Source organism: Ruegeria sp. HKCCA4008, from assembly GCF_013033125.1.
Lineage (GTDB): Bacteria > Pseudomonadota > Alphaproteobacteria > Rhodobacterales > Rhodobacteraceae > Ruegeria.
In genome coordinates this window covers 814,632-836,793 of the sequence record NZ_WQDM01000001.1, presented here as the reverse complement: position 1 = coordinate 836,793, position 22,162 = coordinate 814,632, and the positions used below count along the sequence as shown (strand labels likewise).

Below are 22,162 nucleotides of genomic sequence, written 5' to 3'. Positions count from 1 at the left end.
CAGTTTGACGATGATTTAATCGCTTGGGGTCTGTTTGAAAACAGCCTTTTTCAGTGCCTCAACGTCGCGTGCCATTCGCGGCAGTCGCCGCTGCGCCTTGTAGACATCGGTATGGGTCTCCATTTTGATGCCCGGATACCCCATGATGACGCGCCCGGCGGGCACATTTGACAGAATCTTCGTGCCCCCGCCCGAAATGACGCCGTCCCCTATGAAAATATTGTCGACCACTCCGGTCTGACCACCCAGAACGACGTTGTTGCCGATCTCGACCGAGCCGGACACACCCGTCTGACCGCACAGCAGACAATCCTGCCCGACGCGGGTGTTGTGCCCGACATGGACAAGATTATCCAGCTTGGTGCCGTCACCGATCCGCGTGTTGCGGATGGTTCCATTATCGACGGTACAATTGGCGCCAACCTCGACATCGTCACCGATCTCAACAGCGCCCAAAGAATGGATGCGAAGCCAGCTTTGGGCCTTGGCGTCCCCCTGATCGCCCAACGTTTTGCGGGCGTTCTCGGCGCCCGAGACCTCGGGTGTCACGAAACTGAACCCGTCACCGCCAATCCTTGCACCGGGCTGCGCGATGAACCGATCCCCGATTTGTGCGCGCGCGCCAATGCTGACCATTTCGCGCAACAGGGCCTGTTCGCCAAGAATGGCATCCATTCCCACCACGCAGTGTGCTCCGATGACCGAGCCCGAACCTATTCGCGCCCGAGCACCAACAACAGTCAGCGGTCCTATCGCCACGTCAGATCCGATTTCGGCCGTTGGATCGATTACCGCGGAAGGGTGAATGCCTGGTTCAATCCCTTGCCCGCGATCCAGCATTGCGGTGATCCCCGCCATCGCCATGCGCGGACGCTTCACGAAAATGGCCGCGCGCAACCCCATGGCCCGCCAATCCGCGCCCTCCCACAGAACGGCGGCGCGCGCGTCCCCTTTCGAAAGCGCTTCGGCGTATTTCGGAGACATGGCCATGGCCAGGTCGGTTGGGCTGGCATCACCCGGTTCGGCCGCACGCACGATCGTCAGGCCCCCATCGCCTTGGCATTCGGCACCCAAAGCGTCGGCGATTTGCTGAATGGTAAACTGCATCTCGGGCTTCCTTTTGGCAGGATTTGCCCTGTGCTTAACCCTGAACGTCCGGCAGGGCCACCCCTGCCTTTTGCAGGGCCTCCCAAATCTTGCGGTCCCGGCCATAGACATCGCGGCGATACTGCACCTCGCCTTTTGGCCCGACATATGCCGTTCGATAGATCAGGTGGACCGGAACTTTTTGTTCCAAATTGACCTTGGTTTCCTTTCCCGTGTTCAGAACACGATGGAAGAATGCCTTTGGATCCTCTTCCTGTTTGGCCAACAATGCATAGGCAAATTCGAAAGGCTGTGCCAGCCGGATGCAGCCGTGCGAGAACGCCCGCACCTCACGCGCGAACAGGCTTTTCTGGGGCGTATCATGCAGATAGATGTTATACTTATTGGGGAACATGAACTTGACCAGCCCCAAAGCATTGCTTTTGCTGGGCGGCTGGCGCATCGCAAAAGGAAAGCTCCGCGCGGTGAACTGATTGAAATCAACCGCCCCGCGATTGACCTGCCGGCCCCTGCTGTCCGTGATCTGGATATGACCGACCGCGTTGGGGTTCGCTTTCAACTTCGGCAGGTATTCCTTGGTGATGATCGAGCGCGGGACATACCAGCTGGGGTTTATCACCATATGTTCCATCACGTCCGAGAACTCTGGGCTGCGGCGATCATGCGTGTTCTTGCCGATCACCGCACGGGTTTCAAACGTGACTTGCCCGTCATCCACGATCTTTGCCGAAAAATCTGTCTGGTTGACAAGAATATGACGTGCGCCGCGTTCCCGAGGCAACCAGCGTTCCCGTTCCAGAGCGACATAAACAGCCTTGAGCCGGTCCACGGCCGGGCGATTCAACTCGGCAATCGTGCCCTTGCCTGCAACGCCATCGGGTTCCAATCCATGCGCGTTTTGAAAGGCCCTGACCCCTTCCAGCAGCGCGGCGTCGAAAGACGGGTTGGCCGATGGTTTCATGTAGCCCATCAACACCAACCGATTGCGAAGCTTTACAACATTGGGCCCGGTATCACCGTACTCCAGCTTGGTTTCCGGGACAGTCGCCCCCCAACCGCCTTGATCTACCAAATCCTGAAGCGCCAGTTTCTGCTTCATCAGAGCCCGGTACTGACGGGTTTGAGGAGCCAATTGAGCAAGATACGCGGCGCCCTGTGTGTTCAGGGCGTTCAGATGCTCGGCCGCGCTGCGACGATCCACCGACCGAACAAGTCCGTCGTCGATATTTCCGGGCCGAAGAAAACCTGAGTACAATGCGTCGGCAAACTCTACGAAAACCCTGCTCAGTTCAGCCTCAACGGCGCCAAGGTCGCGTGTCGAGCGTGCATCCTGCATTTTCTGAATCAAGGATGAAACAGTGGCATCAGCCTGCGGCAGACCGTGCAGATGCGCATGTGACAGTGCTTGGATCAATGCGGCCCGGCGTTGCATATGCTCATCGGATTCACCCACCCAAATCGGCGAATATCCGTTTGTCCGGTAAAACTCTGCGATCTTCGATTCCCGTGGGGTATGTTCTGCTACGGCCATCTGAAACGCCGTGTTGTGCGCAGGTTCAGAAGTGGTGTTTGCCATACTGGCGGTGGCCGCAAAACAGGCGGCAAGCAGGATACTGGTACGGGTTCGGAAAACAGAAAGCATTGGATGGCCTTGGAATCAATGGCTTGGTTGGTGATACGTGCGTCGAACAACTATGAGTTTGGTTGCGCAAACTTGTCTATTCACAAATTCCTTACCGAATTGCTTCTGTTGGCGTCTGATGCGCGTTTGCATCGGCCCGGTGATGCGCAGCCAACACCTGCAAATATTCTGCGCTCGGCTGTGACATTTGCGCAAAAATCTGCCGAAAATTCCCCCTTGAAAAGGTGACTATGAAACACTTCTTGGCCGTCGAATCCGATTGTGTCATAAATTCCGCATCTGGGATGGGAAAAATTAAGACAGCGCGCGTAACATCGTGCGCAGGCAGGAACAGTACGGGACGAACCAAAATGACCAAGAGCAGTTCCTCGGGCTTGACCCGACGTGCCCTATTGGGTGCGTTTGCAGCAACAGCAGTCGCAGCAGCACCCACCTACTCCAAAGCAGCAGGCTTTTTGCGCGGCGGCGGCGATATCCGTCGCATTCGCATGTATTCCGGTCGCACGGGCGAACAGTTGGACATGATTTATTGGGTCGATGGTAAATATATCAAGGACGCTGTCAAAGAAGTGAACCATTTCATGCGCGATTGGCGTACAGATCACGTAAAATCCATCGATTTACGCACGATTGATATCATGGCGGCATCACACAACCTTTTGGATGTCAACGAACCTTACATGTTGCTGTCGGGCTATCGCTCCCCCCAGACCAACGCCATGCTCCGCGCCCGCTCTCGCGGCGTCGCCCGGAAATCGCTTCACATGAAGGGGCAAGCGGCAGACCTGCGCCTGTCTTCCCGCTCCGTCTCGCAGATGGCTAAGGCTGCTATGTCATGCCGGGCCGGCGGTGTCGGTCAATATTACGGGTCCAATTTCGTGCATATGGACTGCGGTGTCGTCCGCACCTGGCGCGGCTAAAACAGCGACTTCACGATCTCGGCTTACATGACAGGGGTTTGACTGGGGCGGCCAGTTACATCCCCGCGTCTCCCCCTCCGCCGCCAGCATCACCGCCTCCGGTGTCATTGGCGGATGCTGTCGCAGCAGTGGAATTGCTGGTCTCACGAGACTTTTCATCACCGACGTCAGTGGGAACACTGGAACCGGAAGCATTGTCGCTTTCTGAATCATCATCGCTATCGGGTTCTTCATCATCGGTCAGCTTTCCAAAGATAAACGCCAGAATTACGGCGACCACGATCCATCCTAAAACGCTTGAAGCTGAAACCCCGGTAATCGCGCTACCCAATAGTGCTACAATCACGACAACGATTATTAGCTTCCTATTTGAAGAGATGACTTTCACATTCCTTCCTCCATTTGAGCTGACGCGCGCCAGCCTCGTTCGGAAAGTGTACATCAAAAAAACCACTGCTTGAGGGGTTAAGCCTCAAAATGATTGTCAGGATTAATAGGGTGGTGGCAAGCGGGCGAAAAACGGAGGCGTGCAGACACTATCCATGGCCCGAAAGGGTATTCGCGTTGAAAATATCCCGAGAGGGGGTCAGCCAGGACACCTTACGTAGTTTCAACAGCAGATGCGGGTTGGAACTGTTGGAAGCCAAGAAGCTTCGGGCGCTGGAAACCGAAAACGCGAAAGCAGAAGAATTCCTGGCCGGTCAGATGTTGAATGACGCTATTCTGCGGCATATCCTCGGACCAGCGCAGGACCCTTGTCCTTCATTAGCGACGGCCATGTGGCCCGCGAACTTCTGCCAATTCGGCGCAGAAGTTCCTGTTTTGCCAAAAAGCCTTAGAAATATGGCGATGGTGGCGCACCTGAGAGGATTCGAACCTCTGGCCTCTGCCTTCGGAGGGCAGCGCTCTATCCAGCTGAGCTACAGGTGCCTTGGCCGTTAGCTAACCTTGTTCCAATCCGGGTGCAACTGAAAATCGTGATTGTTGCACCCTCTTTGAAACCAAAATCAGGCGAAAAGATCATGCGCCAATTCAAGCGCTTCGATCAGTGTGTCGACCTCATCCGTCGTGTTATATAGACCAAAGCTGGCACGGCAGGTCGCCGTGACGCCCAGGTGATCCATAAGCGGGCCCGCACAGTGATGCCCGGCGCGGACGGCAACCCCCTTTTTGTCCAGAATCGTGGATACATCATGGGCATGGCCGGCCCCGTCTAGCGTAAAGCTGAAGATGGCAGCCTTGTCTGGCCGCGTGCCCTGAACCTGAAGCCAGTTGAGACCGTTCAGGCGCTGCATGGCATAGTCCCGCAGGCCGGATTCATGGGCGGCAATGTTGTCCATTCCCAAATCCATCATGTATTCCAGCGCAACGCCCAGGCCAATTGTTTGGACAATGCCGGGTGTTCCGGCCTCGAACTTCATCGGCGGGTCGTTGTAGATCACCTGATCCTTGCTGACCTCTTTGATCATGTCACCGCCACCGACAAAGGGGCGCATCTCGGCCATGCGTTCGGACTTGATGTAGATCGCACCCGACCCCGACGGGCCATACAGCTTGTGGCCGGTGATGGCGTAAAAGTCGCAACCGATGTCCTGCACGTTCACCGGCATATGCACCGCGCCCTGACTGCCATCGACCAGCACCGGTACGCCCCTAGCATGTGCACCTTCGGTGATGGCTTTGACATCCACGACGGTACCCAGAACATTGGAACATTGCGTCACGGCCACAAGTTTGGTTTTCGGGCCGATCGCATCGATCACCGCCTGCGGATCCAGCCCCCCGTCAGCGTCCACATCCACCCACTTCAGAACAACGCCCTGCCGTTCCCGCAGGAAATGCCAGGGCACGATGTTGGCGTGATGCTCCATGACGCTCAGGACGATCTCATCCCCGGCTTCCAGGCGCGGCATGGCCCAGCCATAGGCAACAAGATTGATCCCTTCGGTCGTTCCGGAATTCAGAACGATCTCATCCTCGTTCGATGCCCCCAGGAAACGGGCGATGATCCCCCGAACAGCTTCGTATTTCTCGGTCGACAGATTGGACAGATAGTGCAATCCACGGTGAACATTCGAATACTCTTCGGAATAGGCACGGGTCACCGCATCGATGACGACCTGAGGCTTCTGAGCCGACGCCCCGTTGTCCAGATAGGTCAACGGCTTGCCATTCACCTGACGTGACAGGATCGGAAAGTCAGAGCGAATTTTCTGCACATCATACATGGTACGGTTTTCCTAGACAGGCGCGGCCGGTGTTAAATACAGGACGAAGGGAACCGCAATCAGGGCTGACAACAGAATTACGGCGAAGGACTTCCAAAGGGATCCGAATTGATGCGCTTCGTTCAGGAAATGAAGCGTGATGTAAAGGCTCAGGATCGCCGTCGCGAACAGCATCATCATCATCAGAAACGGCATCGTCAGGCTTAGAACAAGGGTCATGACAAGGGCGACGATTTGCAGGAACTGCAACCAAACCGTCAGAACCATCAGATCGTCAAAGCTTGCTTTGCCGCCTATCGCTTTTCCGACGACGAAGAACGCGAGGATGCTCAGCAGCATTGCTCCGGCGGATCGCAGCAAAACAACGGGGACACTTTCGGGAGGCGGTGCGATTTGACCTTGCGGCACGGGCACCGACAAGTCGATTCCCAACTGGACGAGACAGTTCAAAACCACTGCCAGCGCAAAGGCCAACCACAACCCTTCCCGCCCCGGTTTCAGGGACAACAGCTGGCGGGCGGCTTGGTCGGGTCTTCTGATCGTCAGAACCGCCAGAGCGCCGAGGGAATTGATAGTCATGCAGCGGACCTTTGTACTTGTCTCAGACCGGATAACCAGAACCAGACAAAAACAGCAACCCAGGCGATGCCCACAATTGTCAAAGCGGGCCCGGGCCCGATGAACCCGGCAACCAGACCATTCAACAAGACCAGGGGGGCGGATGCCAACAACGCCCAGAACAGGGCCAGTCGTGCGCCATATGCAGTGCCCTGCCCGCCCGCCATCCGCGCCGCCCAATAGGAAATCAGCGCCAGCGTGTAGAAAAACAACGGCAGTATGAACACCGACCCCAGCAAAGCGCCGCCCAGAAGCATGTTCAGCTCGACGCCTTCAAGATGCGCTTTGCGGGCAAGGCTGGGCATTTGCGCGACAAAAGCCACCAAGCAAAACGCCATGACAAACACCAGCGCCCTGTCTTCCCGCTGACCCATTTCAAGAAGCCGGCGCACCACGCGCCCCGGCCCTCGGTATGTGGCCAATATGTCAGACGAGACGGCCATCAGCTACGACGCGCCAGCCACCCTTCCAGACGGCTTACGATCTCTTCCGCCAAGGCGCTGTCTTCGATCTCATCCACCGCTTCGGCGAGAAAGGCCAAAGTCAGCATGTTGGTTGCGTCCTTGACCGGCACGCCACGGGACCGCAGATAGAACAGCGCGGTTTCGTCGATCGCACCCGAGGTCGAGCCGTGCGAACACGCCACGTCATCGGCATAGATCTCAAGCTCGGGCTTGGCGAGGAACTGGCTGTCATCATCCAGAAGCAGCGATTGGCTGATCTGGTAACCGTCGGTCTTCTGGGCGCCTTCCTTCACGAGGATCTTGCCCTGAAACACGCCCGTCGCCCCGTTGCGCAGCACTTTCTTGAACACCTGACGGCTTTCGCAGTTCACCGCGTCATGGGTGATGAAAACCGTGTCATCATGATGGAAGTCTCCATCGCCAACACAGGCCCCGGCCACATGGGCGACCGCGTCATCGCCTGTCAGCTCAACGACCTGCTCATTGCGGGTCAGCACGCCATTCACGGTCAAAGTGAAGGATTTATAGACCGATTCCGTGCCCAGACGGGTGAACATATGGGTCGCGGCCCGGCGTTCATGGTCCCTGCCCTGGGCGCGCACATGGTGCAGCGTGCCCTTGTCGGCGATGTCGATCTCCATGCATTTGTTGAAGCGTGACGCAGCCGGACCGGTTTCCAGAATGGTGGCCTCGGCCCCGCTTTCGACGCGAATGACGTGGTGCAGGATCGCATCCGAGGTTGGCGACGCATGACGATAGATCAGGTTGATCGGTTTGGACGGTTTGCCGGTGACATGAATGGCCACACCATCCGACGCAAAGGCCGTATTTAGCGCCGCCAGCGGACGCTGGACCGGAGACTGACCGCGCGTCTCAAGCACGCCATACAGGTCTTTCGCCCAATGAATGTCCTTGCAGCAGATATCCTCGAGCCGGTCGATGGTCACGCCTTCCAGCGTCAGGTCGTCCGACTCTTCGGCGCTGAATTCACCGTCCACGAAGACGATGTTCAGCCGGTCGAGTCCGCTGAACATCAACGGCTCGTCATCGGCAAACACCGCAGCCGGAGGCGCGTCTGGCGAGACCAGAGTGTCCGGTTGAGTGTATTTCCAATATTCGTCACGCCGTCCGGGCAGACTAGTTTCCAGAACACGGGCCAGCGCGTCTTCGCGCGCGGCGCGGGTGCATCCCGCGTCGGGCATGGTCAAGGCAGACAGCCGGGCCTCGGTCGCGGATTGTTTGACTTCGGGCAAGGCCATCAGTTCACCTCGGCAAGAATGTCGGCATAACCGTTGTTTTCAACCTCAAGCGCCAGATCTGGACCTCCGGTTTTGACAATGCGGCCATCGGCCATGATGTGCACGACGTCGGGTTTGATGTGATCCAGCAGGCGCTGGTAATGGGTGATGACCAGGAACCCGCGACCTTCATCGCGCAGCGCATTCACACCTTCGGCGACCAATTTCATCGCATCCACATCCAGACCCGAGTCGGTTTCGTCCATGATGCACATCTTGGGTTCCAGCATGGCCATTTGCAGGATTTCATTGCGCTTTTTCTCACCGCCCGAGAAACCCACATTGACCGGACGCTTGAGCATATCCGCGTCGATCTTCAGCGTCTTGGCCTTGGCACGCACTTCCTTGAGGAAATCCGCGGCGGACAGCTCGTCCTCACCCCGCGCCTTGCGCTGTGCATTCACGGCGGTGCGCAGGAAGGTCATGTTGCCCACGCCCGGAATTTCGACCGGGTACTGGAAGGCCAGAAACACGCCGGCAGCGGCGCGCTCTTCCGGTTCCATCTCCAGCAGATCGTCGCCATTCAGCGTGGCGGACCCCTCGGTCACTTCGTACCCGTCGCGGCCCGACAGCACGTAGCTGAGTGTTGACTTGCCTGACCCGTTCGGCCCCATGATCGCGTGTACCTTGCCGGCTTCAACCGTCAGGTCCACACCCTTTAGGATCTGCTTGTCTTCTTCTTCAAGCTTCACGTGCAGATTCTTGATTTCCAGCATTTTTTATCCTTTTGCGTATCGCAGGGGGCACCGTGGCCCCGAAACCTTATTATCCCAGCAACTTGCGGATCAGACGCGCGACGATCCAGCCCAGGATCGCCCCTCCGCCAACCGCCCAAACCGGGTTGATGAATTCCATGTGGTTGATGTTGACGTAAGCCATACCCAGCAGACCGCCAAGAACCGGCAACGCGTAACCCAGCCAGGTCAGCACGTCTTCTTTCCGGATGCCGCTTCGTGACGCCCGCGTCATCAGCCAACCGACCCTTCCAGCGAGATTGCCACCAGTTGCTGCGCTTCCATGGCGAACTCCATCGGCAGTGCTTGCAGAACGTCCTTGCAGAACCCGTTGACCACCAAAGCCACGGCCTCTTCTTCATCCATGCCGCGCTGACGGCAATAGAACAGCTGATCGTCATCCACCTTGGACGTCGTCGCCTCATGCTCAACACGGGACGAGTTGTTCTTGACCTCGATATATGGAACCGTATGCGCGCCGCATTTGTCGCCGATCAGCAAGCTGTCGCACTGGGTATAGTTGCGGCTGTCCTTGGCTTTCGGGTGCATCGAGACCAGACCGCGATAGGTGTTCTGCGCCTTGCCCGCACTGATGCCCTTGGACACGATGCGCGACTTGGTGTTCTTGCCCAGATGAACCATCTTGGTGCCGGTATCGGCCTGCTGATAGTTGTTGGCAATCGCGATCGAATAGAACTCACCTTGGCTTTCGTTGCCGCGCAGGATGCAGGACGGGTATTTCCACGTCACGGCCGAGCCGGTTTCAACCTGCGTCCACATCACCTTGGAACGGTCGCCCCGGCAATCGGCGCGCTTGGTCACGAAGTTGTAGATCCCGCCCTTGCCGTTTTCATCCCCGGGGAACCAGTTCTGAACGGTCGAGTATTTCACTTCGGCGTCTTCTTCGACAATGATCTCGACCACGGCTGCGTGCAGCTGCGCGGTGTCGCGCTGGGGCGCGGTGCAGCCTTCCAGATAGGACACGTACGAGCCTTTGTCAGCGATGATCAGAGTGCGCTCGAACTGGCCGGTGTTTTCGGCGTTGATGCGGAAATAGGTGCTCAGCTCCATCGGGCAGCGGACACCGGGCGGAATGTAGACGAAGGACCCATCCGAAAACACGGCCGAGTTCAAAGTTGCATAAAAGTTGTCCGACACCGGAACCACAGTGCCCAGATACTTTTTGACCAGCTCAGGATGTTCCTTGATCGCTTCGGAAATCGAACAGAAAATCACACCGGCCTTTTTCAGTTCGGCCTGAAAGGTCGTGCCGACGGACACCGAGTCAAACACCGCGTCCACAGCAACCTTGCGCCCCTCGGCCGGCGCATCCTCAGCACCTTCGACGCCGGCCAGAATCATCTGTTCTTTCAGAGGGATACCAAGCTTTTCGTAAGTGGCCAGCAGCTTTGGGTCGACATCGTCCAACGATTTGGGTTTCTCTTCCATCGATTTCGGACGCGCATAGTAATACTGATCCTGAAAATCGATCTCGGGATACGAGACCATGGCCCATTTCGGTTCTTCCATCTTGGTCCAGCGCTCAAACGCGGCCAGACGCCACTCGGTCATCCATTCCGGTTCTTCATTCTTTTCCGAGATCAGTCGGACGATGTCAGGGTTCACACCTTTCGGCGCGTACTCCATTTCGATGTCCGTGTCCCAGCCGTATTTATAGGTTCCGACCTCGCGCACCGCATCCACGGTTTCCTGATCGACACCCTCTTTCACCTGGGTCTGGTCCAAAGCGGCCATAACTTACCCTCCGTCAGATCACGCGGCGCGCGCGCGATGCTTTTTCTCTTTCTCAAGCCACGTTTCGGCGAAACGCAGCACATCTTCTTCCGTTGTCCGAGGTCCCAGCGATACGCGGATTGCGCTGCTGGCCGTTTCCTCGTCAAATCCCATGGCGGTAAGCACCGCGCTGGAACGAACCTTGCCGCTGGAACAGGCAGAGCCCGCACTGACGGCAAAACCCGACAGGTCCATCTGCATGACCTGGGTTTCACCCTTCCAACCGGGCGCAGCAAAACACAGGGTGTTCGGCAGGCGTTGCCGCCCTTTCCCGACAAAAATAGGTGATTTTACAGCGGCCTCAAGAGCGTTTTCTAGAATATTTCTAAATTCTTCGATCTGCTTCCAAACGCCATTGGCCAGATCTCGCGCCGCAGCTTCAGCTGCGGCGCCGAACCCCGCGATACCAATGACATTTTCGGTTCCTGACCTGCGGCCCATTTCCTGGCCGCCCCCCTTGATCTGCGCCGCTAGGTCGGTTCCGCGCTGCATCACAACGGCACCGACACCTTTTGGACCGCCCAGTTTATGCGCCGAGACCAAGGCCATTTGTGCATTCATCCAGTTGAACGCGACGGGCAGCTTGCCAAAAGCCTGTGTGGCGTCTGTCACGGCCAGGCCGGACGGCAGTGTTTGAACAATCCCCGTCTCTGAGTTTGCCAGTTGCAATGTCGACATTTCAGGCGCGGTTACCTGCACGTCTCCGGCCTCGGAAACCGTAAGATCCTCATTGATCCAAGCTCTTACCGCGTCATGTTCAATCGCCGCGCCGTGCAATTGGCGCCCCGACAATGCCAGCGCCGCACCTTCGGTTGACCCAGATGTAAAGACGATATCCGCACCATCCGCCCCAAAGGCCGACGCAACCTGGGCCCGGGCGCGCTCGATCAGAGCTTTGGCGGCCCGACCTTCCGCATGAACCGACGAGGGATTGCCGCAGACTTCCATCGCTGCAATCATCGCGTCCCTCGCTTCGGGGCGCAGCGGCGTTGTTGCATTGTGATCCAGATAAACACGTTTCATGGATACATCTTTTTGCCGACAGACTTCATTTCATATCCCGCCCGTTCAGATCATTCATCTACAACGGAAAACAGGCTCGGCACGGCCGGGCACGGGGCGAGGTCGTTCTTGATCACATCTGACAAACGGGTTTGATGCAGGAACACATAGACATGCGCGCTGAGACTTTCCCAAAGCCGATTGGTCAGTGATTGAGCGCGGCTGCCGGACGAGGCGCCGGACGCTCCGGCCCCTTTTTGCAGCGCATCAACGGTTTCGTCCACGGCCGCCAGAATTTCGACGACACGAATTTCGGATGCCGGGCGTGCCAGTCGATACCCTCCGCCGGGCCCCCGCACGGAAGACACCAAGTCCGCCCGGCGCAGTTTGACGAAGAGCTGCTCGAGATATGGCAACGAAATGTCCTGCCTCTCGGAGATCTCCCCAAGCGTCACCAGTCGTTCCGTCGGCTGAAGCGCAATATCCGCCAAGGCGACCATTGCGTAACGCCCTTTGGTCGACAGCTTCATTCCATGTCCCCTTTCAGCAGGATTTGCGCGAAATCATTGACGCCGACGTTGCCAGTGCGTATCTCCGACTGACAGCGCTGGTATGCGCCAAGCAATGTAATTAGAACCGTTCTAAGGTGCCCGACGATTATCGTCAAGTATATCCGGGCATCGGCACGAAAAAGACAGGACCAAAGCACACATGCCCGAGGTGATTTTTCCCGGACCCGAAGGCCGCCTGGAAGGCCGCTACCACCCGCAAAAGGAAAAAGACGCACCGATCGCCATCGTGCTTCACCCGCACCCTCAGTTCGGCGGGACCATGAACAACAAGGTCGTCTACAACCTGCACTATGCCTTCTACAACATGGGCTTCACCGTGTTGCGCTTTAACTTCCGCGGCGTCGGTCGCAGCCAGGGCGAGTATGATCAGGGCGTGGGCGAACTGAGCGATGCGGCGTCGGCGCTGGACTACCTGCAATCGATGAACAACAATTCGAAACACTGCTGGGTCGCAGGTTTCTCGTTCGGCGCGTGGATCGGTATGCAACTGCTGATGCGCCGCCCTGAAATCACGGGGTTCATCAGTGTATCGCCCCCTGCAAACATGTATGACTTTTCGTTCCTTGCCCCCTGCCCGTCTTCCGGCCTGATCATCAACGGCACCGCTGACAGGGTGGCGCCGCCGGCTGACACGACCTCGCTGGTGAACAAGCTGCACGAGCAGAAGGGAATCACCATCACGCACACCGAAGTGGAAGGTGCAGATCACTTCTTTCAGGATCGTCACATGGACACGCTGATCACCAATGTCAGCGACTATGTGAAACGCCGCCTAACCGAGAACACCCGCTGATGTCCGACACCATCACATCTCTTGCCGCCAAACTGGCCGAAGATACGATGAAGGTTATGGATGAGACAGGCGAAGACAGGTTCTTTGTCGAAGTTGGTGAAGTGCTCGGGGCTGCGTCTCAGTCTCTGGAAGAGGCGTTTCTGACGGAAATCCGTGTTCGGTTGGCGGAACGGAAAGCCAGGCAGTTCGTGATCAAACGCTTGTCTGCGCATCGTGCGAAGCAGAAAGCGATCGAAAAACAATGACCGATCGTTTGTCGGCGCAAATCGCATTTCTGAAACGGGCCGACAAACTGAAAATGGTCGAGCGGGCAAATGCCCTGCTTGACCAGTCCAGACCCGAAAACTCGGCAGAACACAGCTGGCATCTGGCCTTGTGGGCCCTGGTCATGGCCCCGTTGGCGGGGCCGGAAGTCTCGATTGATCGGGTCATACGCATGCTGTTGCTGCATGACCTGGTTGAAATCGTTGTCGGCGACCACCCAATTCACCTTGAAACTGACTGGAACGCGGTCGCCAAGGCCGAACAAGCCGCAGCCAAAGAGCTGTTTGGGCTGTTGCCAAAGGATCAGGCCGATGCGTTTCACGCTGTCTGGCGTGAATTTGAGGAAGATCAGACCGCCGACACCCGGTTTGCAAAGGTTCTGGATCGTTGTCAGCCACTGTTTCAGGTTCTGTGTGCTCCGAACCCAGATCCGGATCACGTGGACATAGCGCGTTCAAACCTCCAAGGCGGTCGCGCCGCCTATCTGGAACAGGTTTTTCCACTGGCCTACGAGCACGCCACAAACCTGCTGGCTGGTGCAGATACGCAGACCAACGCGTTTACGACACGGCTGGCGTTTCTGACCGAAGCTGATCAGCTGAAATCCGTTCTCCGTGCCTCGCGGCTGATGGCGGGCGATCGTTTCGAAAACTCGGCAGAACACTCGTGGCACATCATGCTCTACGCCTGGGTCCTGGCTGAAAACGCGCCCCCGGGGATCCGTGTTGATCGGGTCCTTCAGATGTTGTTGCTGCACGATATCGTCGAAATCGACGCCGGCGACAATCCGATCCACGGGCAGGTCGATCACGCAGCACAAGCCGCCAAGGAACTAGCGGCGGCCAAGCGCTTGTTCGGGCTGCTGCCCGACACGCAATGCAACACCTTCACGACCCTGTGGCACGAGTTTGAAGCGGCAGACAGCCCCGACGCCAGGTTCGCCAAAGCCGTTGATCGTTTTCAGACACCTGTCGCCAATCTGGAAACCGGTGGCGGATCGTGGGTCGATTACAAGGTCACATATGCCCAGCTTGAGGCGCGCGTTCAGCCTGCGATTGCAGCAGGTTCTCCAGGGCTGTGGGATTGGCTGCAACCGCAACTGGCTGAACACTTCCAAAGCATCGAGGCTGTACACCACTAGGCAGAAAAGAAAAAAGGAGCCCGACGGCTCCTTTTTCCCTGCTAAGCTCTACGTGGCGCTTAAAAAACACTACTACCATCAAACTGTTCAACCATGTTGGCTGCTTCAACTTCGACGGACCCCCCGTCAGCAAGCCACCCAATCGCCACTATCAGACCCGCAGCAAATATTACGGATTTCGAAAATGTCGTCATAACTCAAAACTCAATAACAAATCATAAAATACGTTGAGAAGACTACACTAATTCGATTCTCTGAATAGTCAGGTATACCTGACCTCAGACGGTATTCTCATATCCTCAGACCCAAAAAATCGCCTTGCCCACCCCTTCGGTTTCATGCTCAACGCGAGGGTATCTTTCCTGTTTCGAGGATCAAAATGCCCCAAGCGTATCTGTATCTGATGATGGCCGTTGTTGCGGAAACCATTGGCACCACGGCCTTGCAGGCCAGTCAACAATTCACCCGGTTCTGGCCGTCCGTCCTTGTGGTCGTGGGGTACGGACTCGCATTTTACCTCATGGCGCTGACGCTGAAATACATGCCTGTCGGTATCGTTTATGCGATCTGGTCCGGTCTGGGCATCTTTCTGATCGCCGTGATCGGATTCATCGTGTTCGGCCAAAGGCTGGATTGGCCTGCGATCCTGGGATTGACGTTGATCTTGTCCGGAATCCTGATCATTCACCTCTTTTCCAAGACTGCCGGTCACTGATCCACGGTTAGGGCTGGTATATTTTGTCGCGCCGCGCTATGCGCGCGGCAACTTTCCGTTCAAAGGCTGACCTCTCATGGACCTGCGCAACATCGCAATCATCGCTCACGTGGACCACGGCAAGACGACCCTGGTGGATGAGCTGCTCAAACAATCCGGCGCGTTCCGGGAAAACCAGGCCGTGGCGGAACGCGCCATGGACAGCAACGATCTGGAGCGCGAGCGTGGCATCACCATTCTGGCCAAGGCAACTTCGGTCGAATGGAAAGACACACGCATCAACATCGTCGACACCCCCGGCCACGCCGATTTCGGTGGTGAAGTCGAGCGTATCCTCAGCATGGTCGATGGTGTCGTCCTGCTGGTTGACGCCGCCGAAGGCCCGATGCCACAGACCAAGTTCGTGACGTCGAAAGCTTTGGCGTTGGGCCTGCGCCCGATCGTGGTTCTGAACAAGGTCGACAAGCCGGATGCGGAACCTGACCGCGCACTGGATGAATGCTTCGACCTGTTCGCCAACCTCGGTGCCGATGATGATCAATTGGATTTCCCGGCCATGTATGCCTCGGGCCGTTCCGGCTGGGCGGATATGGAGCTGGACGGCCCGCGCAAGGACCTGAGCGCACTGTTTGATCTGATCGTCGATCACGTTCCTGCCCCGAAACAGATCGCGCATAAGGGTGAGCCGTTCCGGATGCTGGCCACCACTTTGGGCAGCGATCCTTTCATCGGCCGCATTCTGACGGGTCGTGTGGAAAGCGGCACATTGAAGGCTGGCGACAGCCTGAAAGCCCTGAGCCGTGACGGATCGTTGATCGAGAACTTCCGTGCGTCGAAGATTTTGGCATTCCGCGGGCTGGCTCAGCAACCTATCGATGTGGCCGAAGCCGGTGACATCGTCACCATCGCGGGCATGAGCAAAGCCACCGTGGCGGATTCTCTGGTCGCTCCGCAGGTCGAAGAAGCCCTGCCTGCACAGCCCATCGACCCGCCGACGATCACCGTAACTTTTGGTATCAACGATTCTCCGTTGGCCGGTCGTGACGGCAAGAAAGTTCAGTCGCGCGTCATCCGTGATCGCCTGATGAAAGAAGCCGAATCCAATGTCGCGATTCGCGTCACCGACACACCCGGCGGCGAGGCATTCGAGGTTGCGGGCCGCGGCGAATTGCAGATGGGTGTTCTGATCGAGAACATGCGCCGTGAAGGGTTCGAACTCAGCATCTCGCGCCCGCAGGTTCTGTTCCGCGAGGAAAACGGCCAGCGGCTGGAACCGATCGAGGAAGTCACCATTGACGTGGACGATGAATACTCGGGCGCCGTGATCGAAAAGATCACCGGGGCCCGCAAAGGTGAATTGGTCGAGATGCGCCCGGCAGGTGCAGGCAAGACCCGCATCATCGCGCACGTACCGTCCCGTGGCCTGATCGGCTATCACGGCGAATTCCTGACCGACACCCGCGGCACAGGCGTTCTGAACCGCGTGTTCCATGGCTGGGCCCCGCACAAAGGCCCGATCCCGGGCCGCCGGGCGGGTGTTCTGATCTCGATGGAGAATGGCCAAGCCGTGGCCTATGCCCTGTGGAACCTAGAGGAGCGTGGCCGGATGTTTGTCGGTCCTCAAACGGATGTCTATCAAGGCATGGTGATTGGCGAGCATTCTCGTGACAATGATCTGGAAGTGAACCCGCTGAAAGGCAAGAAGCTGACAAACGTACGCGCCAGTGGTTCGGACGATGCGGTTCGTCTAACGCCGCATATTCAGTTCTCGCTGGAAGAGGCAATTGCTTACATTGACGACGATGAACTGGTCGAAGTCACCCCGAATGCAGTGCGCTTGCGCAAGCGTTATCTTGACCCGCACGAGCGCAAGCGGATGGCCAAGTCGGCCTGATTTACCTGGCAGACCGCTGCCGCAATCGGAAACAATTGCCCAAGTGTGGCAATTTTGCGTCCAAACAGACAAAAGATGAAAAACGGACAACCGGGCACTACGCCCGGTTTTCAATTGAAAAGAGTAGCTTTTCTTCTTTAGGTTGCATTATTTCTCCATCACTCCCCCAATCCACATATTGTGATTGAGACCCGTTTAAGGTGAAAATGTGCCAGTTGTGTGACGTCGTTCATAAACACACTCGCTTCGGTGGTTCATATGAACACGTAGTAAAGTATCGAGTTTCGAGGAGTTCCAAATGGGTATCCGGTCCCGCAATATCCCGCTGTATTTTGTTGCTACGACGTTTTTGTTTTCGCCCGCGGGCGAAGCTTTCGCAGCCGGAACATGTACCGTTCAAACAGCCAGACAATCCGCAGCATCCGCACAGGTGTTATGTGAGTGCGACGCTGTGACATCGGGTATGATCCGATACATTCAACGCCGGCACGATTTCGATCAAATTCTGGCGCGTGTTGGAGCTGAATGTACACCACTTGCAGACTTGCTTTCTGATTTTCCCACGGCCTCGATCGGCGCAAGTGATCAGCGATCCGGAGATGGCCCGTCCGATGAGACAGTCGACAGCAGCCCGGATTTCGGAGGAGGCGGCGGTTCAAGCGGTGGATCTGGCGGCACAAGCGGTGAAAACGGCGGCACCGGCGGCGGCGGCACTGGCCGAGGGGGCGAAGGCAGCGGCTCTGGCGGCGGCGGCGAAAACGAAGGCGGCGGTGAAAACGAAGGCGGCGGTGAAAACGAAGGCGGCGGCGAAAACGAAGGCGGCGGCGAAAACGAAGGTGGCGGCGAAAACGAAGGTGGCGGCGAAAACGAAGGCGGCGGCGAAAACGAAGGTGGCGGCGAAAACGAAGGTGGCGGTGAAAACGAAGGCGGCGGCGAAACGTTTTAATTTGGAAGCAAAAATACCGGTGCAAGATACGATTGCACCGGTATTCAGTTTCTCAAAAAGACTTTCAGGTTTCCTCAGCTATGGCCGTACACACCAACCCAACGTCCGGGGCGGTTCGGGTCTTGCATACGAAGAAACAGATACCGCGTCGCTGTCCAGGGTTTGATACGGTTTGTGAGGTTGTCCAAAACCAAATCACCGTTTGAAGAGCGGTACACCAGCACCGCGTGAGGCACCCGACGCGTGTCCAGAACCGTAGCGATCAACAGTTTACTTGGATCGACGCCTGCATGGATCAAATCCCTTTTCTTCAACAGCGCGAAGTCTTCGCAATCGCCACCCCTGGCTGTCGGAAGCGCCCAACGCTCAGTCATCTTGTACTGAGATTGATCGGTGACTTCTCGCGTCGATCTGTTCACGCGCCGATTTACCTGTTCGACAACTTTCAGTTCTTGCTGGCTGGACATGGATACGGATCGTTTTCCTGCACAGGCCCATTTGTACTGAGCGCACAGGTTGATGGCTCCTGACGGTGGCGGCGAGGACGCGACACTTGGGATAAACCCGTTCCCGGAAGCATGTGCGGCGGGGGCCATGGCGATGGTGCAAACGCCCAAAAAACTGATGCTGAAAGCGCGCACTGAAACCGGCAGAAGTCTTGCACCAAACCGCTTGGCCAGATTTGTGAAGTGTTTCATGCCTGTACCCCAATCCGATGTTCTTCGTACGATTGCACGTCAAACAGGGTCGCATTCCGATTCGTGAAACTATCTGCGAACAACCCCGCTCAGGCAATCACCTAAAAAGCTGAAGGGGAAAAAGGGCGGAAATTCGTCCGTCAATCTGACCTTTTTGCGCAAGAATTTGGGTGACGCAGCCACAATTCAGGCGTTTACCGCACTAATCCGCGACGGCATGGCCCGACAAGTGATTGAAATAATGCAAAAATAAACTCAGCCCATATTTGCGGGCTGAGTTTCCAAGGTCGATCGTGGCATAAGCCAATGATTGCCTATTGGCTGCCCGTTTACCGGGCAAACCGCGCTACACGTCGTGAACGCAGACGTTCACTCCGTGATTTCAACCACAACCAATTCACGTTCACTGGCGTCGCGCGCATGACTCAATGCTTTTTGATAGTCATCCGAGTTATAGCATTCGACAGCCGCTTCAAGCGACGGGAAACGGGCAACAACGTTGCGTGGCCGTTCCTTGCCTTCCAACTGAACGTAACGCGCCGCACGGGCGATGAAAGTGCCCCCGTGCTTGGCAATGGCTGGCCCGGCCAATTCGGCATATTTTCCATACGCCTCGGCATCGGTCACCGTCACATGTGCAATCCAGAGTGCGGCCATCTTACCCTCCCAAAACCTGTTCTGCGGCCTTGATCGCCGAATCCGCGTTCGACGCATCCCGTCCACCGCCCTGGGCCATGTCCGGGCGGCCGCCGCCGCCCTTGCCGCCCAATTCCACCACAGCGGCCTTGACCAGATCGACCGCCGAAACGGTTCCTGTCAGGTCTTCGGTGACGCCAGCCGCAACCGCGGCCTTGCCGCCGGTATCCGCGATGAGCAACACCGCCCCCGATCCAAGACGCGCCTTGTGTTCGTCGATCAATGCCGGAAGATCCTTGCCGGACACCCCGCTGAGGGCCTGCGCTATGAACTTCACGCCGTTCACATCACGCGCTTCGGCACCGCGGCCCTGCCCGTTCCCGCCGGCCATCGCCAGATCTCGGCGCAGTTGCGCCACTTCGTTCTGCAATGACTTGCGTTCTTCCAGTAGGCTTTTCACGCGGGCCACCACATCATCCGGCTGCGCCTTCAGTTCCGACGCCACCTGCGCAAGGCGATGATCCTGTGCCGAAAAGTAACGGAACGCCTCATCCCCGGTCAGTGCCTCGATGCGGCGCACGCCGGCACTGCTTGCGCTGTCGCCCAGGATGACAAAGGTGCCGATGTCACCCGTCTGACGCACATGTGTGCCGCCGCACAGTTCGATCGACCAGGTTTCGCCATCATGGCCCTTGCCCGTAGGCGCCTTGCCCATCGAGACAACACGCACCTCGTCACCGTATTTCTCGCCGAACAGTGCCTGCGCGCCCAGTTTGCGCGCGTCATCCGGTGTCATGACCCGTGTCTCGACCGCCGAGTTCTGGCGGATGAAGTCGTTCACCTCTAGTTCAACCTTCTGGATTTCCTCCGGGCTCAGCGCTTTGGAATGGCTGAAGTCGAACCGCAGACGATCCGCCGCATTCAGCGAGCCGCGCTGAGCCACATGGTCGCCCAGCGTTTCCCGCAGCGCTTCATGCAGCAAGTGCGTGGCCGAGTGGTTGGCCCGGATTGCCGTGCGGCGCGCATGATCGACTTCCAGCTCGACAGAGTCGCCTTTTGACACGGCACCGCTGACGACCGTCACCTTATGTGCATAGACTTTCCCATCGGCGAATTTTCTGGTGTCCTCCACCCGGCTGAGGTGATCGCGATCTTCAAGACGCCGCAACTCGCCAGTGTCGCCCACCTGACCACCAGCTTCGCCATAGAACGGCGTCTGGTTCACCACGACCCAGCCGCTGTTGCCCGCTTCGATCTTGTCAACCAAGGCACCGTCGACAACCAGTGCCACAACCTGAGCTTCGGCTTTCTCGGTGTCATAGCCAAGGAAGTCGGTCGCCCCGGCGCTGTCCAGAACATCGAACCATACCGCCTGATCCGCGGCTTCACCGGACCCGGCCCAAGCAGCCCGCGCTTTGGCCTTTTGTTCGGCCATCGCCGTTTCAAAGCCTTCGGTGTCAACTGTCCGGCCTTTTTCACGCAGAGCATCCTGTGTCAGGTCCAGTGGGAAACCGTAGGTGTCATACAGTTTGAATGCCGCCTCACCGGACAAAGGCGCACCCTCGGAAAGGCCGGACACCTCATCGTCCAGCAGCCTCAACCCCCGGTCCAGCGTCTGCTTGAAACGCGTTTCTTCAAGCAACAAGGTCTCTTCGATCAATGGCTGTGCCTGGGTCAACTCGGCATAGTGACCGCCCATCTGTTGTACCAATGACGGGACGAGCCGGTGCATGACCGGATCCTTGGCACCCAACAGATGCGCATGACGCATGGCACGACGCATGATGCGGCGAAGAACATAGCCGCGGCCATCATTGCTGGGCATCACGCCATCAGCAATCAGGAACGAAGTCGAACGCAGGTGGTCCGCGATCACGCGGTGGTGCACGTTCTGATCCCCGTAAGGATCCACGCCGGTTGCATCGGCCGATGCCTCGATCAGTGCCTTGAACAGATCGGTGTCATAATTGTCATGGCTGCCCTGCAACAATGCACCGATCCGCTCGAGCCCCATGCCCGTATCAATCGACTGCATGTCGAGCTCGACCATCGAGCCGTCTTCGAACTGCTCGTTTTGCATGAAGACGACGTTCCAGATTTCAATGAACCGATCGCCGTCCTCTTCGGCAGAGCCCGGAGGACCACCCCAGATGTGGTCTCCGTGGTCATAGAAGATCTCGGTACACGGGCCGCAGGGGCCGGTCGGGCCCATCTGCCAGAAATTGTCGCTGGTGGCGATGCGGATGATCCGGTCTTCGGGTACACCGACCTTTTTCCAGATTTCAAACGCCTCGTCATCGGTATGATAGACCGTTGTCAGCAGACGGTTCTTGTCGATCCCAAATTCCCTGGTGATCAGCTCCCACGCGAACGGGATCGCTTCGTGTTTGAAGTAATCACCAAACGAGAAGTTCCCCAACATCTCGAAGAATGTATGGTGGCGCGCCGTGTAACCCACATTGTCGAGATCGTTGTGCTTGCCGCCGGCACGCACGCATTTCTGCGCCGTGGTGGCGCGCTTGTAGTCACGTGTTTCCAATCCGGTGAACAGGTTCTTGAACTGCACCATGCCCGAATTGACGAACATCAGCGTCGGGTCGTTGCGCGGCACCAGCGGGCTGGACGCCACGACCTCATGCCCCTGTTTTTCAAAGTAGTTCAGAAAGGTCGATCGGATGTCGTTCAGGGTTGGCATA

At 57.4% G+C, this 22,162-nt stretch carries 23 protein-coding genes and 1 tRNA gene; 8 read left to right on the top strand and 16 right to left on the bottom strand.

The window, feature by feature from the left end; genetic code table 11:
* Window positions 1-15: 15 nt before the first annotated feature.
* Window positions 16-1,107, bottom strand: a complete 1,092-nt coding sequence (gene lpxD / locus GOW60_RS04170) for a UDP-3-O-(3-hydroxymyristoyl)glucosamine N-acyltransferase (RefSeq protein ID WP_171228321.1) — start codon at window positions 1,105-1,107, stop codon at window positions 16-18.
* Between the two features lie 34 nt (window positions 1,108-1,141).
* A complete protein-coding gene (locus tag GOW60_RS04165; protein ID WP_371813322.1) occupies window positions 1,142-2,683 on the bottom strand; it encodes a murein L,D-transpeptidase in 1,542 nt (513 codons plus the stop codon).
* Between GOW60_RS04165 and GOW60_RS21095 the strand changes: the two genes are divergently transcribed.
* Complete coding sequence (locus tag GOW60_RS21095) at window positions 2,621-2,977, top strand: hypothetical protein (RefSeq protein WP_254443844.1); 357 nt, start codon at window positions 2,621-2,623, stop codon at window positions 2,975-2,977. The two genes, GOW60_RS04165 and GOW60_RS21095, sit on opposite strands and share 63 nt — an antisense overlap.
* A gap of 122 nt (window positions 2,978-3,099) precedes the next feature.
* Complete coding sequence (locus GOW60_RS04155) at window positions 3,100-3,669, top strand: DUF882 domain-containing protein (protein ID WP_171228318.1); 570 nt, start codon at window positions 3,100-3,102, stop codon at window positions 3,667-3,669.
* A gap of 55 nt (window positions 3,670-3,724) precedes the next feature.
* Here GOW60_RS04155 and GOW60_RS04150 read toward each other — a convergent pair whose 3' ends face one another.
* The 11 genes from GOW60_RS04150 to GOW60_RS04100 all read right to left on the bottom strand — a co-directional run bounded on the left by GOW60_RS04150 (window position 3,725) and on the right by GOW60_RS04100 (window position 12,337).
* Window positions 3,725-4,057: a hypothetical protein gene (locus GOW60_RS04150; RefSeq protein ID WP_171228317.1), complete on the bottom strand. Its 333-nt coding sequence runs from the start codon at window positions 4,055-4,057 to the stop codon at window positions 3,725-3,727.
* Window positions 4,058-4,522: 465 nt separating this feature from the next.
* A tRNA-Arg gene (locus tag GOW60_RS04145) sits at window positions 4,523-4,599 on the bottom strand.
* A gap of 77 nt (window positions 4,600-4,676) precedes the next feature.
* Complete coding sequence (locus tag GOW60_RS04140) at window positions 4,677-5,897, bottom strand: cysteine desulfurase (RefSeq protein WP_152458008.1); 1,221 nt, start codon at window positions 5,895-5,897, stop codon at window positions 4,677-4,679.
* 12 nt (window positions 5,898-5,909) lie between these two features.
* Window positions 5,910-6,476: a YIP1 family protein gene (locus GOW60_RS04135; protein WP_171228316.1), complete on the bottom strand. Its 567-nt coding sequence runs from the start codon at window positions 6,474-6,476 to the stop codon at window positions 5,910-5,912.
* The gene (locus tag GOW60_RS04130) at window positions 6,473-6,958 is read right to left on the bottom strand and encodes a YIP1 family protein (protein WP_171228315.1); all 486 of its coding nucleotides are present in this window, start codon (window positions 6,956-6,958) and stop codon (window positions 6,473-6,475) included. The genes GOW60_RS04135 and GOW60_RS04130 overlap by 4 nt, the downstream gene beginning before the upstream one ends.
* On the bottom strand, window positions 6,958-8,238 hold the full coding sequence (locus tag GOW60_RS04125; protein ID WP_171228314.1) for a SufD family Fe-S cluster assembly protein: 1,281 nt from the start codon (window positions 8,236-8,238) through the stop codon (window positions 6,958-6,960). The genes GOW60_RS04130 and GOW60_RS04125 overlap by 1 nt, the downstream gene beginning before the upstream one ends.
* On the bottom strand, window positions 8,238-8,993 hold the full coding sequence (sufC, locus tag GOW60_RS04120; protein ID WP_171168077.1) for a Fe-S cluster assembly ATPase SufC: 756 nt from the start codon (window positions 8,991-8,993) through the stop codon (window positions 8,238-8,240). Before sufC ends, GOW60_RS04125 begins: the two co-directional genes overlap by 1 nt.
* Before the next feature lie 49 nt (window positions 8,994-9,042).
* Window positions 9,043-9,246 carry a hypothetical protein gene (locus GOW60_RS04115; RefSeq protein WP_152458013.1) on the bottom strand — a complete coding sequence of 68 codons (204 nt, stop codon included), beginning with the start codon at window positions 9,244-9,246 and terminating at the stop codon, window positions 9,043-9,045.
* On the bottom strand, window positions 9,246-10,766 hold the full coding sequence (sufB, locus tag GOW60_RS04110; RefSeq protein WP_171228313.1) for a Fe-S cluster assembly protein SufB: 1,521 nt from the start codon (window positions 10,764-10,766) through the stop codon (window positions 9,246-9,248). The genes GOW60_RS04115 and sufB overlap by 1 nt, the downstream gene beginning before the upstream one ends.
* An 18-nt stretch (window positions 10,767-10,784) precedes the next feature.
* Window positions 10,785-11,828: a cysteine desulfurase family protein gene (locus GOW60_RS04105; protein WP_171228312.1), complete on the bottom strand. Its 1,044-nt coding sequence runs from the start codon at window positions 11,826-11,828 to the stop codon at window positions 10,785-10,787.
* Window positions 11,829-11,878: 50 nt separating this feature from the next.
* Entirely contained in the window at window positions 11,879-12,337 is a 459-nt protein-coding gene (locus GOW60_RS04100; protein ID WP_152458016.1) for an Rrf2 family transcriptional regulator, read from the bottom strand.
* A gap of 181 nt (window positions 12,338-12,518) precedes the next feature.
* Here GOW60_RS04100 and GOW60_RS04095 point away from each other — a divergent pair, with 181 nt between their 5' ends.
* The 6 genes from GOW60_RS04095 (at window position 12,519) to GOW60_RS04070 (ending at window position 18,132) form a co-directional block, all read left to right on the top strand.
* Complete coding sequence (locus tag GOW60_RS04095) at window positions 12,519-13,172, top strand: alpha/beta hydrolase (protein ID WP_152458017.1); 654 nt, start codon at window positions 12,519-12,521, stop codon at window positions 13,170-13,172.
* Entirely contained in the window at window positions 13,172-13,417 is a 246-nt protein-coding gene (locus GOW60_RS04090) for a hypothetical protein (RefSeq protein WP_152458018.1), read from the top strand. The genes GOW60_RS04095 and GOW60_RS04090 overlap by 1 nt, the downstream gene beginning before the upstream one ends.
* Window positions 13,414-14,577: an HD family hydrolase gene (locus tag GOW60_RS04085; protein ID WP_171228311.1), complete on the top strand. Its 1,164-nt coding sequence runs from the start codon at window positions 13,414-13,416 to the stop codon at window positions 14,575-14,577. Before GOW60_RS04090 ends, GOW60_RS04085 begins: the two co-directional genes overlap by 4 nt.
* Before the next feature lie 379 nt (window positions 14,578-14,956).
* On the top strand, window positions 14,957-15,292 hold the full coding sequence (locus GOW60_RS04080) for a multidrug efflux SMR transporter (RefSeq protein WP_171228310.1): 336 nt from the start codon (window positions 14,957-14,959) through the stop codon (window positions 15,290-15,292).
* A 76-nt stretch (window positions 15,293-15,368) separates the two neighbouring features.
* On the top strand, window positions 15,369-17,186 hold the full coding sequence (typA, locus tag GOW60_RS04075; protein ID WP_152458021.1) for a translational GTPase TypA: 1,818 nt from the start codon (window positions 15,369-15,371) through the stop codon (window positions 17,184-17,186).
* Window positions 17,187-17,649: 463 nt separating this feature from the next.
* A complete protein-coding gene (locus GOW60_RS04070; RefSeq protein WP_171227785.1) occupies window positions 17,650-18,132 on the top strand; it encodes a hypothetical protein in 483 nt (160 codons plus the stop codon).
* 74 nt (window positions 18,133-18,206) lie between these two features.
* Here GOW60_RS04070 and GOW60_RS04065 read toward each other — a convergent pair whose 3' ends face one another.
* The 3 genes from GOW60_RS04065 to alaS form a co-directional block, all read right to left on the bottom strand.
* Window positions 18,207-18,830, bottom strand: coding sequence for a transglutaminase-like cysteine peptidase (locus GOW60_RS04065; RefSeq protein ID WP_253286106.1), 624 nt, complete (start codon window positions 18,828-18,830; stop codon window positions 18,207-18,209).
* A gap of 369 nt (window positions 18,831-19,199) precedes the next feature.
* The gene (locus GOW60_RS04060; protein WP_171228309.1) at window positions 19,200-19,487 is read right to left on the bottom strand and encodes a DUF1330 domain-containing protein; all 288 of its coding nucleotides are present in this window, start codon (window positions 19,485-19,487) and stop codon (window positions 19,200-19,202) included.
* Between the two features lies 1 nt (window position 19,488).
* Complete coding sequence (gene alaS, locus GOW60_RS04055; protein ID WP_171228308.1) at window positions 19,489-22,161, bottom strand: alanine--tRNA ligase; 2,673 nt, start codon at window positions 22,159-22,161, stop codon at window positions 19,489-19,491.
* Window position 22,162: the final 1 nt, after the last annotated feature.